Genomic DNA, 19276 nt, shown 5'->3' with positions numbered 1-19276 from the left:
TTTCGTTCATATCAGTTGAATAAGAAGTTGTAAAATAAATGAAATATCCATATTGATCCTTAAAGGGTATTAGAAAAGTTAGTGAATTAATCGGTCTTATGTTTTTCCATTAGAAATAATAATTAATTAATCTAATAAGAACAGGGGAATGACTATGGAAATGGTAATTCGTGACATGGTTATGGAGGAAGACTCACAGTGTGTTTTGCAAATAATAAATCAATTTAATAATGAACCCATAAATTTAGAGACCTTCAAACACAATCACAATGCCTACAATCATTCTCCAATAATAAAGCGAATTGTACTTGAATTTAGTAAACGAATAATTGGTTTTGGGTTCGTCGTAAGTGATACACCTAATATTCCTCAAGGTTTCCTTTTTGAAAAAATCTTTGTAGATGTGCAATATCAGAGGGAAGGGTTTGGCAGAATTATTGAATCGGTTCTTTGGAATTCTGTAATAGATGCCAAACCTAAGGGGATACAGACAATCGTTAATGAAAACAATCCTGAATCAAAAAGATGGGCAGAAAAGTATGGATTTGTAGTGAAGAAATTCCAGTTTGAGTCGGTTCTTGATTTAACTTCTCAATCTCATTTAAGTATTGAAGAAAAGCTAAAACAACACGAGAAAAATGGTCTTTTCATCAAAACCATGATGGATTATCCAGGCGATGAAAACTTTGAACGTCTATGCAATTTTTTTATATCGTTACAAAAGGATACTCCAGATTGCAATGGGACAGAAATGGGGACGGATATGGCGGCTTCTTTGTTAAAAACATTCTATCCAGAAAATATAATTCTTGCTGTCACCAACAATCGGTGGATAGGGATGACAGTTATGTTTAATAGAAATGAAAACGAGATTTATAATTTTTTCACAGGAACTATATCAGAAATGCGAGGAAAGGGCTTAGCAAAAGCATTAAAATTACATGCCATTTCTAAATCCATTCCATTGGGATACATTCGCATGCGAACGAATAACTTATCCACTAACTACCCGATGTTATCTGTTAATAAAAAACTGGGATTTGTTCAACAACCAGGAAAATTAATCCTAACAAAAGGACTTGATTGGAGTTGAATTTGTGAATGGGGCAACTCTCTTTTTTATTGTACTAAAGGGTGCTTTACTTTATTTAGTGGTAAAGCATTTTTCTTATTTAACTAAAGAAGTTGAACAAGGTAGTTAAATGTTAATACATTTTGGAAAACAGGAAATTATATCACATAATGTTTTAGAAAATAGATTACAATAAAAATATATTCCAACATTATGGGTGAAAAAATGAATCAAAATAACGAAAGATTAACCTCATCAGAGATATCAAATATTTGGACCCATTATTTACGTGAGACAATGGGACTTTGTGTAATCAAGTACATGTTAATCACCATTCAAGATCCAGAGATACATAAAGTATTCAAAACTGCATATGGACTTTGTGAGAAACATATAAACAAACTGAAAGAGCTGTTTCTTCAAGAAAATTTTCCTGTTCCTAAAGGGTTTAATGAAGAAGATGTTAATTTGGATGCACCCCCATTATTTACGGATCTTTTTTGCTTAAATTATATTCACGCTATGACTATGCATGGGAGCCAGTCATACAGCCTGGCATTTACCCTTTCGATTCGTCAAGACATTAGAGATTTTTATTACCAATGTAATCTAGACACGATGGATTTATATAACCAATCAATTGCGGTACTTATTGCAAAAAAACTTCTCGATAAACCGCCATATTATTCAACACCAGATAAAATTCATTTTATCAAGAACCTTGATTATGTTACTGATTTGATAGGCAGCAAAAGAACTATGAATGCTATTGAATGTGGCAATATCTATTTTAATTTAGAAAAAAGCATGGTCACAAAAGGATGTATTATTGCCTTTAAACAAGTATGTAAAGATAAAGCAATCACTAGGTTTTTAGAAAAATGTATTAATGCAGCCAATAAACATATTGGGATATTTACAACGTTATTGCTGAAAGAAGACCTTCATTTACCTCGTTCATTTGACTCAGAAATAACAAATTCAAATGTTGCACCATTTTCTGAAAAACTTATGCTGTTTCATTCAGGCTTTTTATTTGCTGCAGCGATATCTTATTACGGTTCTGCGGCGATTTATAGTATGAGAGCAGATATTGCAATACAATGTGAAAAAGCTATTATAGATGATTTACTCGTTTATAGTAACTTCGGAAAATTAATTATTAAAAAGCACTGGATGGAGCAGCCCCCTTATGCTGATGACAGGAAAATCTTAAATAACTAAATTCAACTAACTGGTGCAAGAGGTGAAGATTGGAGCTGCCATATTGGTGGCTTTTTTATTGTGCTAACTGGGCATTTAGTAGAACAAGAAAGATAAAAATCCATCTCATTTAGCTCCCATTTGAACCTTATTGGCAGTTAAGGAGTGAAGTATTGAGTCAAAAATTGAATCCGCGATTGCATGATTAAACAATGAGGCAATACCCAATATCACCATTAAAAAACTAAGAATCCAAGAAATCAGAACAACCCAAAGCCAAGAATCCAGAACTAATTCTGATGTATCAATGTGGTCCCAAAGATACCACCCAAGCAGAAAAAACATAATTCCTATTATAATAAGAAATAAGGCTCCGATCACAGTTTATCACCAACCTTTTTCTCATTTTATTATTCGACTGTTCATCGGGTGAATAAAAATAAATTGCAGTCCTATTTCAATCTCGTTATTTAACTAAACCAGCTAATAGTTTGTCAATATTTTTCAATAAAAACTTAAAATATCTCATGCTATACTAAAAATGTGCATACCAAATAACCTCCCATTAGTCTGGTTTTGGAAGGTTTTGTGTTATTTAGTTTATTTTTGGTTCTAAGCTATATCTTGGAAAGTGGTTCTGTTTTTTAAAAGGGCAAATATCCAAATGTAAAAGTTTATTTACACATGCAATCACAGCTACTTTAAAGGGCTTTCCTTCGCCACGTTTCTTGTCGTAAAACTCTCGCATTTTCTTGTTGCGAGGGATGATTTCATCCGTTGTTTTCTTTTTACGGCAATCACGAATCGCACAACGAACAGCCATATATAAGGCGTGACGAAGCCTACTTGACCCTAGTTTTGTGATTCGATTCTTTGTGGCTGTAAACTTACCAGATTCGAATACACTTGGAATCGACTCCAGCGAAAGCTACCAGCTTTTTAGGATCAGTAAATCAATCTATCTCTCCAATTTCTGAAATAATCGTTGCAGCGATCTTTTCTCCGATACCAGAGATAGATTTGATAATATTATATTCTTCAACTTCTTTAGCGAGGGCATCTATCTCAGACTCTAACTTGGATAGGTGCTCTTTTTATTGAAGAATGATGTTTATATACATACCAAGACTCAAAATATGACTCTGATGCAAAGTCTTTTCAAACGGATTTCGGTCTGCGGCAGCTTTGAGTTGAATAGCTTTTTCATTTGCCCATCTGTTGAACGTCTTTTACATAATTGAGCGATTTTGTCAGCTATGGTTTCAACACTTGATTCTAATATATCTTCACATGAGGGAAACTCTGAAAGAGTTAACAGTGATACTACTGAATATAAGTCGCCAAAAACCCCTCTATATTCAGGAATGACCTGGTCCAGAATGGCTTGGAATTGTAGCTTTGATTGGATTAATACACCAGTTATATTCTCGTGCTGTCTGGTAAGATTTCGAAGGTTTAAAAATTGAATTCCTCGCTTTTTATATGGCTCAAGATCCTCTTTATTAAAAAGCTCGCAGAGATGGTAAGCATCGACCGCATCTGTCTTTACTTTTCAAAGACTTGAACTTTTAGCTTTATAAGAAATCAATGGATTAATGATGATCAATAAATAGCCACGGTCCTCCAAGTATTGAACAACAGAGGAATGATAATGTCCTGTTGCTTCTAGGACGATAGGTGGTTTCTTACCTGTTTCTCTCTTTATGACCTCCAGAAACTCTACAAGTAACTCAAGACCTTCAATAGTATGAGAAACTTTAAAACTCTTACGATATGGTTTGCCTTTATCTAAAAATGCCTGAACTTGACTTTCCCCTTTTGAAACATCCAGACCAATGACTGGATTCATTTCTATTTCCACCTCCTAAACTAGTAATTTGCCAGTACCCCTAATTCCTCCATGCAGTGTCACAACTTCGCTTGTTATACGATATCTAGGTCCCAACCAGCCTCAATCATGTTTCTACAAGTAGGGGGCGAACCGTTTAGTTGACGGGGTCGAAGGCCCCACGGGCAGTTACGTTCTACCCTGGCTACTGCTATAATAAGGCCAAATAAAAAATGGTCAACCAGAAATATTTTCTGGCTGACCTTATAATACGAACGGGGCAGTTTAATTGAACAAGGAGAATGAAATAAAGGAATGAATTTCAGTATGAAAAAAATGATGGCTATAGTAGAATACGCTTGTTCATAATAAAGAAAATAGTTAGCTAAGTAAGGGTGAGATGAATGTTAAAAATTATAAGAATAATCCTTTCAATAATGGTAGTTGCAATAGGAATTTACGGTATCATCACACCTAATTCTAATGCACTTCCCTATGAGATGTTTTTTTTAGGAATAGTAATTGTGCTTTGGAGTATTTCTGAATTACGGCAAAATCGAAAAAAAGTCGGCATTATTTACATTCTTGTTTCAGTATTACTATTTTATGATGCGATTCAGAATATTCTATTTCGCTAACGAGTAGCTATTGCTTAACAAGTACCGGGACCTTTCCCCTCCACAAAAAGGGGCTGTACCAAACGGAAGCCCCTTAAATTCCTTTGTCTTACCCTGGTCAATGAAATACCTTGCCCCTACCATCATTTAACAAAACAATCCCCTTTCAGCATTTTAAATTGATCAATTAGGAATAACTTCCACGAAATAATTTTTACCCCTATGTTGTTAAAAGCGCCTAAAAGTAAATTAACTTTTAGTTAATATAAGACAACCAATTGGTATGTTACTTTTATCCCTAATATATTGAAATTTATGAAAAATCATAATACTATCGATTTAGGAGGTTTTTATCCAAAATAGATAAAGGTAATTCTTTCGGTAGATTGGGACACAAAGCTCAGGGGGAGGCTTCATATGGCCGGTTTAACTGATGAAGAACTGGATGTTGAATGGATTGAACTTATTCAAGAAGCCTTAGAATTAGGAATATCAGTGGATGAAATTATAGATTTTCTTAACAAATAAATTGGAAAGACCATATACGGTCTTTTTTTTTTTTTTTGAAAATGGCCGCTAACGCTAGGAACAATAGGGACCTTGCCGAAAGAAAGAAAAAAGTAGAGTTATGGAAAAGTCAGCTAAAGATTTCATATTACCCATACGCGGGTATGCCCCACGTATGACGCTTTGAATCTATCAGCGTACATTACCATTAGAACAAACAAAAAATCCCGTAAGCATTATTAAGGTCGGTTTTACCTATCCTTCTTGTTCAACTACCATGAAAAAAGTTTCCTTTAGACATGAAAAAGGCAATACTTAAGAAGACAGTGCTCAATCGGCAATAAAAAGAGGGGGGCGTGACTGGATTAAGGCCAGTATCAATATTGACAGTCCTTAACCATTTTCATTCTTTATGGTGAAGCGCCGATTTTTGCGGTTCATGGATGGCTAACGGGTGCAAGAGTTGAAGAGTGGGATGGCTGTGGCAATCCCTTTTTTATTGCCTTTCTTACTAGTAAATCAAGTCTATCAGTACAGAATTACTTCCAAACTGGTTGTGTAAGAATTAGAGGAAAAAGACGAAGGAAAAAGTGGAAGAAAGCGAAAAGTGATTCGAAAAAAACTATCCCTATTTAAAGATAAAGGGGTATTAAGAGTAATTTTAGAGAAAATGAAGTAAAAGTTAATACCTATTGAAAATCAGTAATACATTAAACACTTCATAAGATGCATAAATATAAAGTGCTTGTTTGAGGCGGCGAGCCCCCAGTTAGCAAAATTAGAAGGTGATGCTATCCGCAGCTAAAACAACATACCGACCAAGGAGGTGTAATAATAACCATTGCCGACAAAGGGGGGGATATATTCCATGATGACTCAAAATCGCATGCGTTATCTTCCAGCACCGCTGACCAGACCTAGAATTACCCATGAATGGCTTCCAAACGGCATCGCAGGTACAAAAAGAACCGTAGAGCGAATTGCAAAGCTAATCAAGCACGGTTCACACGACTTCTATGTGCGACAGGCAGCCATTGACATTATTTTAAGAGCCTCAGTATCTGCTAAATCTTACCTAGAAGAAATCAATACATTATTTCGGTGGGTTCAACGCAATATTCGATATACCAAAGACCCGTATCGGTTGGAATTGATTTCTAGCGCTTTGCGAATTTTGCAACTGCAAATAGGTGATGTGATGATGTTATGGTTCTGATAGATTCATGTTGGAATCCATTGGTCATCCCGTAAAAATAGTAGTTGATGGATACAGACCGGAAAAACCGGAATTGTTTTCACGTGTATACTTGGAAGTATTTTTCCAGAACCGTTGGATCCATGGGATGCTACGATGCCTTATCCAATCCAGTAACCGGTTCATGTATTTTATATAACTTTATGCTGAGATAGAGTTACCGGATAATTTGAAGTTCAACTTATATATTGAATTCCAAAAATAGGAGATGAAATATATGGCGATTTCTCAAGATGTACTAATTGTAAAATACCATGTCGGTATTTATGGCCAATGGATAACTTTAGCCAACGTAGCGAACACTGATAAAAATTTAAGTGGCTGGAAAATAAGAGAATACGAAAGTTTATCCAAATTGGGGACAACATGGACATTTCCCAGTAGTACCGTGATTAAGGCCAAATCTCTATTGATTGTTAAGAAGACAGATGGTTCAGGGATTACCGGTGTTCCGGCAAATATTCCAGTACTGCAATCTTCATTGGGTCTTTTGGGGCGTGATAGAGAAAAAATCATTTTGTTGAAGCCTAATAACACACAAGTAGATGAGTTAATTTTCAATAGTTCAAGTACTTCTAAGTACTCCGGGAATACACCATTCCAAATTGTAGGTTTTCTCAATGATAATGAAGCCTTCGAGCGTAAATCGGTAACCGACACAGATAAGCCTGAGGATTGGAAAAAAGTAGGTCCCCCAACCAGCCCAATCATCGCCTGGGGATGGGCGCCACTCGATAGTGTACCGCCGACCAAAGTATCCAACACACCGGCTGATGGCGCAACGAATATCTCGGTTGACAATCAGGTGAAGGTAACCTTCAACGAACATATTCTTACGGGTACGGCCCTGCAAAGTGTAACAATTAAAGACGCAAATAATATCCCGGTCGGAAGCGTCCAGGCAAGCGTATCCGGCAGCGAGCTGACGATTGCCCACGCGCCTTTTGAGAACAACAAAACTTACACGGTGGTTGTGCCTGCTCAAACGGTCAAGGATGCGGCCGGAAACGGCAACTCAAGCCCGATCACGTGGTCGTTCACGACCATCGCAGATATTGCACCACCTGCCTACTTACCGCAACTGCAATATCCGGCTAACGGCGCAACGAATGTCGATGTGTATGCACAGGTGGTCCAACATTTCAACGAGTCGCTGTTTCCCGGTCCGGCCCTTGGAAGTGTAATGATTAAAGAAGACGCGACGAATATCCCGGTCGGAAACGTCCAGGCAAGCATATCCCTCTCAAACGACAGAGCTATGTCTATTGTCCACGCGCCTTTCGAATACAACAAGACCTACAAGGTGAATATACCTGCTCAAGCAGTCATGGATGCGGCGGGCAACGCTAACGCAAGCGCAATTGAGTGGTCGTTCACGACAATGGCGCCCCCGCCGCAAACAGCCGCACCTGTCGCAGATCTACTCAGCTTTCACAACACTGTTCCGGAATATGCCCAGGTGTATGGAGCATATGGAGCTGTTGTAGCTGATCCATGGGGAACCACCGTCAGAATTTACAGCAGCGCTGCCAAGGATACCGTTCTAGGCACATTACTCACAGTAACCGGTTCATTCTGGCTATCGTTCAATAACTCGGCATCCCTGCAGACCGTGTATGTAACGGCTACCACAGAGGCAGACGGCAAAACGGAGAGCCCCGTTACCCCATTACCAGTGTCTTTTAGTGATACGGGCCTGGCAGTGGTATCGATCGAACCTGCACACGGCGCTATGAATGTCGCTTTAGACGTGCCGATAAAGGTAACGTTTAATGAGCCAATCCTTGCGGGATCTGGGATACAAGATATATATATACATGATCACTTTAATGGATCCATTATTTATGTAGGGGGAAGCGTAAACGGCAATGAGCTATTGATTCCGCACCCGACTTTCATGAACAGCGGGTACCCTTTCTATGACGTATTTGTGCCTGGGAATGCCGTTACAGATACTTCAGGCAAACCACTTGCTACCCCGCTGATTTGGACATTCTCGACGGAATGGATTTTCTGGTAAAAGGCGTTTTGTACCAAAAGGATAGATAAGGCAAATATTTCGGTTTTATCTATCCTTTTTCTTTGCGTTATAAGCTGTGTTGACCTTAGCTGCATGTAATCTATTAATATTTTTTATAAAAGTAATATACTGTTCTACAAAACATAAAAGAAGAAAGGATGAAAAAATATGGGAAATCAAACTAGATTAGAGGAGCCGAGCGAGAGACGGATTGGTGGTTTTGGAGGTATTGAGTACATGCAATATGATGGAATTTTTTCGGGACATACCTCTAAGAATAAGGATACATTTCGTGTGCCCTATCGGATTACTGCCCCTGTATATCCCGAACAAGGAAATCAGACTGTCCTGGTAGAACCCCCGCATTTCAATACTGCACTTGGTTCACGAGTGTTCTATTTGGGGGAGGAGTTTTTATTCTCTCGTGGATTTTCACATGCAGGTGTCGGCTGGAGTACAACGACCATTGGCGGTCGAAATGGCAGAATCCTTGATCCTAATGTGCCCGGAGTATTCATCAATGGTGGTTTCAATGAAGGAGATGGTCAAACTGACGACGAGATTATTTCGGAATTTGCCAAGGCTCTGAAAATAGATCCAATTGCAAGACGAATTCTAGGAGACATTGAACAACGGTATATTACTGGTTTCTCGGATTCCTCTCACCCTGTTCTCCGTTTAATTGCCGATGAACATGCTAAAGGGGTTTTTGATTTTGCACTTCCATTCATTGCATCTGGACATGATCCACAAGCAGCAATATCGGGTGGACTCTTTGATGGCAAGGTAATTGTTGTCACTTCTGAATTCGAGGGGGCCTCTTCAGAATTCGTGGATCGTAGTATCGCGATGAATCAATATCGTTTATATGCTATTGCAGGTTCCCCTCACATCCCAGATCACTTAGTATTTGCGTCGCTTACACCTTCAAATAGAAAAACGCCAGCTAGCTATTCTTCTGAGCTGCGCACACACTTTCTTCAAGGGGACAATTGGGTGCGTATAGGCATAGGACCACCTTTGAGCCACCATTTATTAGCAGCCGTTGACGGCACCCTTGTTAAAGATGGGAATGGTAATGCCATTTCTGTAAATGCAAGCGGGCATCGGGTTCCGCGTCTGCCATTTGTCGAGCTCGGCGAGGCGCACTATATTGTTAATGTTGGTATTGGTAATCTATTAGGCACCTATGAAAATGTGAAAACCATTCAGAGTTTGGGCTTCAATACCCACAATGAATATTTGAACGCGTTTCGTGAAAAGCTTACGGATTATTTAGATGCCGGATATATTCTTAAAGAAGAAGCGGAGAAGATGTTTCGTCGTGCCACGCTGTTCCCACCTTTAACTTACACTGAAACATACCTTGACCACTACGAAAACTTCGTAGACATTATTCCTAAATCCTAACAAGAGTGCGTTCCTTAAAAATCCTACCGCCAAGCCAGTATTCAATTATTACAATATATTGGAATGTATTTTTAAATAAATCATCTTAAATTCGTTTCCGAACCTAGATGATGAGACTAATATTTCAAGCACAGATTTGCACGGTGTAGCCTTGGCTGCTATTAAAGGTTTAAACGAGAAAAACGAAAAACTCATGGCTGAAAATGATCAACTTCATGCGAATTTAGCAAAACTAGAGGCACGTCTATCCGCCTTTGAGTCAAAGAGCTAAACACGAAAATGGAGTCTCTTGATATAAAGAACTAAGTCGCTCTTCCATCTTTATTTTACTGTATTAGAGCAAACGGGTGCTAGAGTTGAGGATCCAGCTGCCATATTGGTGGCTTTTTTTATTGCAATGACGGAGCAGATTTGTTCAGTAAGTGGTTTATTTATTTTGAATTGTTTTAAAATTTCTATGATACAATGAGGTTTGCTTTTAATGATTCAGGAGGTAATTTATATGAGGAAATACAAAATAATTTTATTTGATTTAGACGGCACACTTTCGGACCCGAAAGTAGGTATAACTAAATCGGTTCAATATGCTTTAGAGAAATTAGGCATTGTTGAAACTAATCTTGATAAACTTGAATGTTTTATTGGACCACCACTTCAGGTTTCATTTGCTTTGCTGAATATTACGGTTTTAGTGAGGAAAAATCACAAAAAGCAATTGATTTTTATAGAGAACGATTTAAGCAAAAGGGTATGTTCGAAAATGAATTATATCCCAATATACCACCACTTTTAAAATCATTAAAAGAACAAGAATATACCTTAATCGTAGCAACTTCCAAACCTACAGTATTTTCAGAACAAATTCTTAAATATTTTAATATTGATCATTATTTTGATCTCGTTGTTGGAAGTAATCTTGATGGTACGAGAACATCTAAAACTGAAATTATCCAATACATACTTGAAAAGTTTAAAGATTATATGCTTGATAACTTTATTATGGTGGGAGATCGTAAGCACGATATTATTGGTGCAAAAAACGTTGGTATTGATTCAATTGGAGTAACTTATGGATACGGTTCTATTGAAGAAATTAGTCAATCTAATCCTACTCATATTGTTCGTAGCGTTGTCCAGAGAAGAGATATTTTAATGACGAACAAAGTAAAATAATATTCTTAAGGTAAGATTGTGAAAAATTGTACTTAAGCTAACGGGGTGCTAATTGTTAAATAAGCAAAGCCCTCTCTAGGGAGAAGGCTTTTGCTTTTGTCCGCATATTTGTCCGCAAAATTTTTCTAAACTATATAAGCTTATTTAAATTTAAACTCTAAAATTGTTGATATACAGCGCATTTTTATATTTCATTTTCTTCTATTTTATATATTGTTGAATGGGTGGAATGATGTAATTCCCCCATTCTGTGAAGCAGTCACGGAATTAATTTATATGAATAGCAATAACCACTTCCTATAAAAATTAGGGAGTGGTTTTTTGTGTTGTTAATATTTGCTTATTTTTTAATAAAAATGAAGTAGCCTGATCAACAGACGCTGAAAAGGCGCTGATGTTCAGGCTACAATTTTAACTTATTATTTATCTGCTAATTCTGTTTTAATACTTTCTAACGTCTTACCTTTGTATTTTTCAGTTGGCTTTGGTGGTGCTGGAACCCAAGGATTCTGCATTAAGAAATTCTTTTCAACGAACGCAAAGTCCTTTGCGTCAACAGTACCATCGAAGTTGATATCTGCATTGCGGTTATTTGTTCCCCAAGCGGATTGGATGGCTAGAGCATCATTAATATCGATTACGTCGTCCTTGTTTACATCACCAGCAGTTGCTAATGGAATTTTTGCTGAACCTACATTATTAACAAAGCTTCCAGAAATTTTTCCGTCAAATTCAGTATAAGTATTGAACTTTTTATACGTATTGAAATGTCCTGGAATATCTTGTTTGATTAGGTAATCATCTTTGGATGGGTCAATTCCAACAATCGTAAACTGTCCACCTTTAGTGACTACTTCCGTTTTAACCTCTTTACCTTTACTGTCAGTAACCGTTACAATTGGAGAGATTTTCGAGAAATCTCTTGTAAAGTCTTTACCACCTTGTGCATTTAACAATCCTTGTGCTTGTACGAAACCCTTTACTCCTGTTTGGTCTGCTAAAACCACGATTGATGGTAAATCTGTAAATGGTTTAGTTGATACATTATCTACATTTGTAAAAGTCGATTTTACTCTGTTTAGATCAAATCCTACTAAACTAAATGGTGATACTCCTGTTGGAACTTGAACCGTTAAATCAACCATCTGAATATCTCCATCTACAGCACCATTAAAGCTTACTGTAACATCTGATGAAGTTGAAGTTCCTACTGTTGTTTGTTTAACATCTAGCGTACCGCCAAGTTTTTGTGCTTCTGGATTTAACGCAATGTTTGTAATTTTAGTTGCTACTGTATCTTGGAACTTGTAGTTGGCTTTCATTAACTTACTAACGTTATTAGCCGTTATTGTCATAGTGTACGTTTTGCCTGCTTCTAGATTCATGCGATTGTGTGTTGTCGGGAAGTTTGGCTGAACATGTACATATGGCGTATGTTCATTTACAAAATAGTATTGTTTTTGCATATAACCATTTGATGCTTCATCGATTCCTTCGACTTTAAAATCTGTAACTGTTGCCTGAGGAATCATCGCAATTTCATCTTTTGCATTACCATCTTTGTCTAGTGTTAAATTGCCATTTGGTAAGAAAGAGTTGTAGCTGTAATAAATTTCGTTTTGCGTTTGATCAGCATTGATTCCGATTGCTTGTTTTAGCGCAACGTTGTCATCTGTAATATTAGCTGTTAAACCAAGAAGAGTTTGTCCATCTTTGTATTCAACGATTTGTTTACCTGGAATTTCACCTTCTATGTGCATATCCCATTTTGGTTTTGTTCCATCAACAAAGAAGTCTTGTGTTGTTTCATACGTTTTTCCGTTGTCGTCTGTTCCAATTAATTTCATTTTGTAGTGTCCTGCTTTTGGTACGACAAGATTGTCAACGTTGGAATCGATTGGATTGTCTGGATCATTTGTGAACGGGTAGTAATATCCTCGGTAGAAGTCAGCTGCATAATATAAAGAACCTTCATTCATTAACGTACCATTAAATGTACCCATATAACCTAAATCATTACCGTTTGCATCTGAGATAACCGCATCGATATTTTTCATATGAGATTTTAGGGTTAAATAAGCGCCAGTCCATGGTTCGTATTTTTGACTTGTCATTGTCAGTTTTTCTGGTCCTGATTGTCTCCATAATATAAAGTTTTCAAAACCTGCTTCAACATAATGAACACCGAAAGGAACTTCGTATGACTCTGAAGGGTTATCTTTGTTCGTGTATACCACATATCCTTCGTAGATTCCTTTTTCAGCTGCTTTTGGAATTTGTAACACGACCGGTGTATTCTTTTTAGAATATTTATTCACTGTGATACTCGTATTTGTAGTTAATGTTACTTTGTTTAAAGATTCATCCTTTGAACCGCGTAAATTTGTATTGAATTTAACACTTACATTAAATGTTTTTGGAATTTCGTCATTGTTAATCAACGTTACATGACGGGTAACTGATAAATCTTCGCCGTTATACGTTTTGTTTCCAAAACTTAATGCACCTGTTTTTTCGTTTATTAATTTTTGCTCTTCATCTACGATTGTAGGTGCTTTTTCGTCTACCATAATTTCAAAATTAGAGTGAATTGCCTTATAAGGATTAATGCGTCCAGCTCCAACTTCGTATACACTGTATGGCTTGCTTAATGGGTCAGCATTATTCATTAAGATTGCTTTTACATCTTCAGGTTGTGCATATGGTTTTGCTTGTAATACTAATGCTGCAACACCTGATGTAAAAGGAGTAGCCATTGAAGTACCCGACATACGTTGATAGGCATATTTAAAGTTAGTCGGATCATTTGGGCTATTAATAAAACCTGGTACCGTTGATAATACGTTTACTCCCGGAGAAACAATTTCAGGTTTGATATCATACGTAACACGAGATGGTCCGCGAGAACTGAAGTCCGCAAGAGTATCTCCCGGAGTAGATAGTTTTCCTTGATCACTAAACGAAATTTGATTTTTACCAGCATTTAGTTTTTCCAGTAAAGCAAGCCCGTCTGCATTCGTCATAGAGAAAGAAGGGATAAAATCTTGTCCAATACCTAAGTTGAAAGGTAATTGCCCTTCAGTTGGATTGTTATTAAATACAATAACACCTGCAGCGCCTCGGTTTTTCGCTTGTAAAATTTTATCGTTTATCGTAGTAGTTCCTCTTTGAACAAGAACGATTTTTCCGTCTACTCTAGTATTTGCTCCGGTATAATCAGACCCTTGACCTAATCCAACATATACGAATTGGAATGGCTGAGCTGGTGCTAAGAATTTGGTTACATCATCTTCATATCCTTTTGCCATTAATCGTAAGTCTGAAGTTAGATTATCGACAGTTGATTTCATTGTAACGATTTCGCCTGGAACAGTACTTGCACCAACCGTTAGTGCTAATGGTGAATTTCCTGGAGTACCTACTGTGTACATTCCGCTCCCTGAGTTACCAGCGGCAACGACAGCAGTTACACCACTTAATACTGCATTGTTAATTGCAATTGCTTCAGGTGTTAAAGGATCGTTATAGTTAGCACCTAATGATAGGTTCATAACGTCCATGCCATCTGTAACTGCTTGTTCAATCCCTGCAACGATTCCTTCAGTTTCACCGCCACCACCAGGACCAAGAACACGATACACATAAAGGTCAGCATCAGGAGCGATACCAGTCGTTGCATAAGGACTATCTGCTGTTCCTCGTCCTGCAATCGTACCAGATACGTGTGTTCCATGTTCTGTTACGTAAGAACCTGATGCAGAAGCTCCTCCTGGCTTACCAGCTTTTACCCAATCAGCATAGGTTGTTTCCATTGGGTCATTATCATTGTCAATGAAATCATAACCGCCTTTAAATGCTGCTTTAAGATCAGGGTGATTGTAGTCAATTCCAGTATCTAATACAGCTACCTTTACACCTTTTCCTGTGAAGCCTTCTTCATGTAGTTTATCTACATTTAGATAAGAGCGTTCTGCTGCCATCCCTTCTCCTGTTGCTTCTTTTGAAGTAGCATCCGCTTGGATAGGGTCTTCGACTTCTACAACTGAGTTACTGTAAATCGCTTGAACTGATTCAGATTTCACTAATTCTTCTAGTTTGTTTGCAGAAACCTCTAACACAACTCCGTTAAATGCATTTTTGAATTCGCGTTTTACTTTGTAAGACCCATCTGCTTCCGTTTTAAATGTAGCTTTTAAATCATTTTTAAATGCTTCATGGTCATTATCAACATTATTTTTTGCTTGAGTATCAGATAAAACTTTCCCATCTAAAGCCGCTTTCAATACAGCAACTTTATGTGGTTGGTTCTTGAACTGTACAATAACTGATACAGATTCAGAACTGTTAAGATTTTCATCTTTCGTTAACTGTAACCCTTCTTGGTTTAATGCTTCTAACTGCGGTAGAGCTGCACGTTGTGCTGGCGTCAGTTTATTAAGTAGGTTAATAGTATCAGTTGATTTTAAACTAATATTATTTTGTGCTACCACGTTATACGGTTGCACTTGTGATAATGTCATTCCAACAAGTAGAGCTCCTGCAAGAATTCTTCTAGTTTGTTTTTTCTTCATTTCAACTCTCCTAATCTATCGTAAAATAATAAAAATATTATATCTTTAAAAAATTTATAATATTTTTTATATTATAACTTTTAATAATAATAGTGTATAATACTTGATAATTAACTATCGTTAAATACCAGTTAACTTTTTGGGGAAATAAAAGCATGGTTGTTGTAATAACAATAAATAAGTACTGCGATTTCCTATATGGAGAAATGCAGTGCTTATTTATTGTTTCTATAAGTTGCGGGTATTTCAAAAGAGAACAGCTTATCCAATTGAAGGGCATCTTGTCATTCAGCTATACAGCAATATTAATCACAAGTTTCAAATCAATAACAATAACAATGATGAATGTGGAAGAATGGCAAACTAACGATAATATGTGTGACGGAGCAGCTTACTCTTCCATATTTCTGTGAATACATTTTGACCACGAAACATATAGAACAGTATAAAAAATCATTTTCGTTTGTGCTTATAAAGCTAATTAAACCATGAAATGACAATAATTGTTTTACTCCATGTTTCTTCTTATTTTATATACAATTTAAAGAGCGTAAAAAATACGCTCTTTGAAATAATTTGTCCGCAAGTTTGTCCGCATAATTTTTAGTGGATATTTAAAAAAGTTTATCTTATAGCAGTCAAAGCAGCTTTTAATAAGGTTTTTTCTAAAATATTTCTTTCTATTAAGATTCAAAATGAATGAGCGGCATGATGTAATAAACATCATAAAGCCTTGTTAAATAGGGGTTTTTAAGTGGAATAAAGATAAATGCTCATACTTTTGCTCATAGTTAGCAAAAAATGATCTCTTTTTTCACCAAAACCATGTAATCAGAGAAGGTCTTTTATCAGTTTACTGAACTGGTGGGAGGCCTTTTCTTCTTTTTAGAAGGCCTAGAAGATACATTTGTGAAATATGACCAAACGCTTAGAAATTTAGCAAAACGGAAATTAGAAGAAAAAGTAGAAAAGAAAAAACCAACATTAGTGTAAGTAATAGCACAATGCAAGGGCCCAAATCCGCATCCAGAAATAGATTTTTGGCCACCGATACCAAGCAATGGCGGATGTTAAGCGGAATGGGTATGCACTGGATTTAGAAGAAAATGAATATGGAAAAAAGAAAAACATTTGGCCATTAGGAACAATATATTGGTCAAATGAATTTAATTTATCCATATTTTCTAATTTTTATGAAAAATACGATATTTCTACTATTTTTCTGCAAAATATACCATAATTCTTTTTTTAAAAAAAATATAATAAATGGGAGAAAACGCTATCAATAAACAGGAGGAAATCATGAAAACTTACCGGTCAATAATTCAAAAACACACGTTTACTACTGTAGAGGAGGAGCGCCAACATCGTAAACAACGCCTAGCAGCAGCCTTTCGCTTGTTCTCCAAGTTCGGGTTTGATGAGGGTGTGGCTGGTCATATCACAGCAAGGGACCCAAAATTTGAGGATCACTTCTGGGTGAACCCTTTAGGTATGCATTTCAGCCAGATTAAGGCTTCAGATCTTATCCTAGTCAACCATCATGGCGAAGTGGTAGAAGGGGACCGCCCATTAAATTTAGCAGCATTTGCAATCCATTCTGAAGTACACGCTGCCCGTCCTGACGTGATTGCTGCCGCTCATGCTCATTCTGTATATGGAAAAACTTGGTCTTCTTTAGGCCGTTTATTGGATCCAATAACCCAAGATGCATGTGCATTCTATCAAGACCACACCTTGTTTGATGATTTTACCGGAGTGGTCAAAGAAACAGAGGAGGGGAAGCGAATCGCAAAGGCATTAGGAAATTATAAAGCCGCCATCTTGCGCAATCATGGCTTGTTAACCGTCGGACAAACCGTTGATGAAGCAGCCTGGTGGTTTATTACAATGGAGCGTTCCTGCCAAGCGCAATTGTTGGCTGAAGCCGCTGGGACACCAATCCTCATTGATGATGAACACGCAACGATAACTGCCAAGCAGATTGGTCATTCAGATGCAGGTTGGTTTAAGTTCCAGCCTTTATGGGATCGGATTGTGAAAGAACAGCCTGATTTACTAAAATAATTTGTTTCCAAGAATAAAATAAATTGTGAAAAGAGGCGCATGAATATTTCATGTGCCTACTCTATTTTTGAAGGGTTTTGGGAGTGCAGATAAAAATAAAAAGTGACCAATATTTCGAAATCAGACCATAAAATTAATGTTTGTTAAATAATTCATCAATTGCGTTCGACAAACCCTCTTACAAATTGTTTCGGTGTCGCACCAGCAAATTTTTTAAAGATTTTTGTAAAATGACTTTGGTCATGAAAATTTAGCAAATTGGAGATTTCTGTAAGGGAACGACTAGTATAGGTCATGAGGCTCTTGGCTTCATCCACTTTCACAGACTGAATATATTCTTTTAATGTCATTCCAACTTCTTTTTTGAAAAGAACAGACAAATAACTTGGGTTCATTCCCGCAATTTCTCCTAAAAGGGGGATGGTAATATCCTCATAAAGATGGGTGAAGATATAATTTAGGCAGGCATTGATTGGTTTAGAATACTTATGCTTCTTACTTTTTTCTACCCGTTCGGCAAATTCAAGGCACACATTCTCGACAAAGGGGCTTATGGCATTCGCATCATTCATTTCCTCGATGTTTTGGATAAATAATTCACTTAAGTTATAAGCGATTTCAGCATATAGACCGCCCTCTATAGCTGCTCTAGATACTAATGCAACCCCTCCAATACCAATATTTTTTTTGCTTCGTAAATGACTAGTTTTCGATAGAACCCCTCTCTCCCCTGTTTCGCGTAATGCCCGTAAAGTTTTACGGATTTCATCCTTTTTTCCTTCTTTTATGCACTCCAAAACTTTCCTTTCCACCAGTGGATTGCGATAAGTTCTTGAATTTTGTCGTCTTTCAGAGACAATGACCTCTGGATGTTCGAGCTCGAGCTTTACCTTGTTCTGCTGGATATCAACCAAGTCTAATTTTTCCTGATAAAGCATGTAATAGAGGAGCATGCTCATATTGATAAAATTTAAATTGCTTATGACAGGGAGAGATTGATAGTACTGAATCATTTCATCCTGTTTTACTTTGAGCTGCAAATCGTTGATGAGCCCTCGAATCGATTCCTCCTGCAGCCTTGAGGTAAGAACAGGGCCGACAATCAGGCTCCCGTTAAATTGTTCAGCAGACCGGAGGCTGATTGAGAAAAAGGTTTCAAGCAGGACAGTCGTTCGAAATACTGGAAACGGATGGGGGTCATCTTTAAAAAATAGCTTGCCTACCAAATCCTTTTTTGAGGGATATAACGGATTAGGCTGACTATTATGTGAGATTTCAAATAACCAGTCCCCCTTGTCATCTACGTAATAGATGGGGATTTTATATGTGTCAAAAATTAGCTTACTAACAAATTCTAAATCTTCCACTACAAATTCCTCGCTTTTTATCTGTATTTTTTTAATTTTTCTGAAAACAAATCTAGTATTTTTACTATTTTTCTACAAAATATACCATAATTTTTAAAAAATAAAAAATATAATAAATGGAAGAAAACGCTATCTAACACGAAGATGATAAGCATGAAAAGGACTTGAAGAACATTCGTGAAATAC

Annotated in this window: 10 protein-coding genes and 2 pseudogenes; 9 read left to right on the top strand and 3 right to left on the bottom strand. The window is 37.0% G+C overall.

Features of this window, described 5'->3' with window-relative positions:
• Positions 1-154: 154 nt before the first annotated feature.
• Together ACIFOT_RS13115 and ACIFOT_RS13110 are read left to right on the top strand one after the other, a co-directional pair.
• Positions 155-1093, top strand: a complete 939-nt coding sequence (locus ACIFOT_RS13115) for a GNAT family N-acetyltransferase (RefSeq protein ID WP_430065120.1) — start codon at positions 155-157, stop codon at positions 1091-1093.
• 204 nt (positions 1094-1297) lie between these two features.
• Positions 1298-2296, top strand: coding sequence for a DUF3231 family protein (locus ACIFOT_RS13110; protein WP_430065118.1), 999 nt, complete (start codon positions 1298-1300; stop codon positions 2294-2296).
• Between the two features lie 591 nt (positions 2297-2887).
• Here the strand turns inward: ACIFOT_RS13110 and ACIFOT_RS13105 are convergent.
• Positions 2888-4124: pseudogene (locus ACIFOT_RS13105) on the bottom strand (IS110 family transposase).
• A 383-nt stretch (positions 4125-4507) separates the two neighbouring features.
• On the opposite strand from ACIFOT_RS13105, the gene ACIFOT_RS13100 reads away from it, so the two are divergent.
• From ACIFOT_RS13100 to ACIFOT_RS13075, 6 genes and pseudogenes are all read left to right on the top strand, one after another.
• A complete protein-coding gene (locus tag ACIFOT_RS13100) occupies positions 4508-4741 on the top strand; it encodes a DUF3953 domain-containing protein (RefSeq protein WP_430065116.1) in 234 nt (77 codons plus the stop codon).
• Between the two features lie 396 nt (positions 4742-5137).
• Positions 5138-5248, top strand: a complete 111-nt coding sequence (locus tag ACIFOT_RS13095) for an anti-repressor SinI family protein (protein ID WP_430065114.1) — start codon at positions 5138-5140, stop codon at positions 5246-5248.
• Between the two features lie 847 nt (positions 5249-6095).
• Positions 6096-6443, top strand: coding sequence for a hypothetical protein (locus tag ACIFOT_RS13090; RefSeq protein ID WP_430065112.1), 348 nt, complete (start codon positions 6096-6098; stop codon positions 6441-6443).
• A gap of 256 nt (positions 6444-6699) precedes the next feature.
• The gene (locus tag ACIFOT_RS13085) at positions 6700-8502 is read left to right on the top strand and encodes an Ig-like domain-containing protein (RefSeq protein WP_430065110.1); all 1803 of its coding nucleotides are present in this window, start codon (positions 6700-6702) and stop codon (positions 8500-8502) included.
• 168 nt (positions 8503-8670) lie between these two features.
• Positions 8671-9912, top strand: coding sequence for an alpha/beta hydrolase domain-containing protein (locus tag ACIFOT_RS13080; RefSeq protein WP_430065108.1), 1242 nt, complete (start codon positions 8671-8673; stop codon positions 9910-9912).
• Between the two features lie 502 nt (positions 9913-10414).
• A pseudogene (locus ACIFOT_RS13075) lies at positions 10415-11085 on the top strand (HAD family hydrolase).
• A 419-nt stretch (positions 11086-11504) separates the two neighbouring features.
• On the opposite strand, the gene ACIFOT_RS13070 reads toward ACIFOT_RS13075, so the two are convergent.
• Positions 11505-15605 (bottom strand): S8 family serine peptidase, encoded by a 4101-nt coding sequence (locus ACIFOT_RS13070; RefSeq protein ID WP_430065129.1) that lies wholly within the window; start codon positions 15603-15605, stop codon positions 11505-11507.
• 1317 nt (positions 15606-16922) lie between these two features.
• On the opposite strand from ACIFOT_RS13070, the gene ACIFOT_RS13065 reads away from it, so the two are divergent.
• Positions 16923-17723: a class II aldolase/adducin family protein gene (locus ACIFOT_RS13065; protein ID WP_430065106.1), complete on the top strand. Its 801-nt coding sequence runs from the start codon at positions 16923-16925 to the stop codon at positions 17721-17723.
• 155 nt (positions 17724-17878) lie between these two features.
• On the opposite strand, the gene ACIFOT_RS13060 is transcribed toward ACIFOT_RS13065, so the two are convergent.
• On the bottom strand, positions 17879-19090 hold the full coding sequence (locus ACIFOT_RS13060) for a helix-turn-helix domain-containing protein (protein ID WP_430065104.1): 1212 nt from the start codon (positions 19088-19090) through the stop codon (positions 17879-17881).
• Positions 19091-19276 lie beyond the last annotated feature (186 nt).

This window comes from Neobacillus sp. NRS-1170, assembly GCF_050468025.1.
Note: the sequence above shows the minus strand (reverse complement) of the source record. Positions and strands in the feature narration are given on the sequence as shown.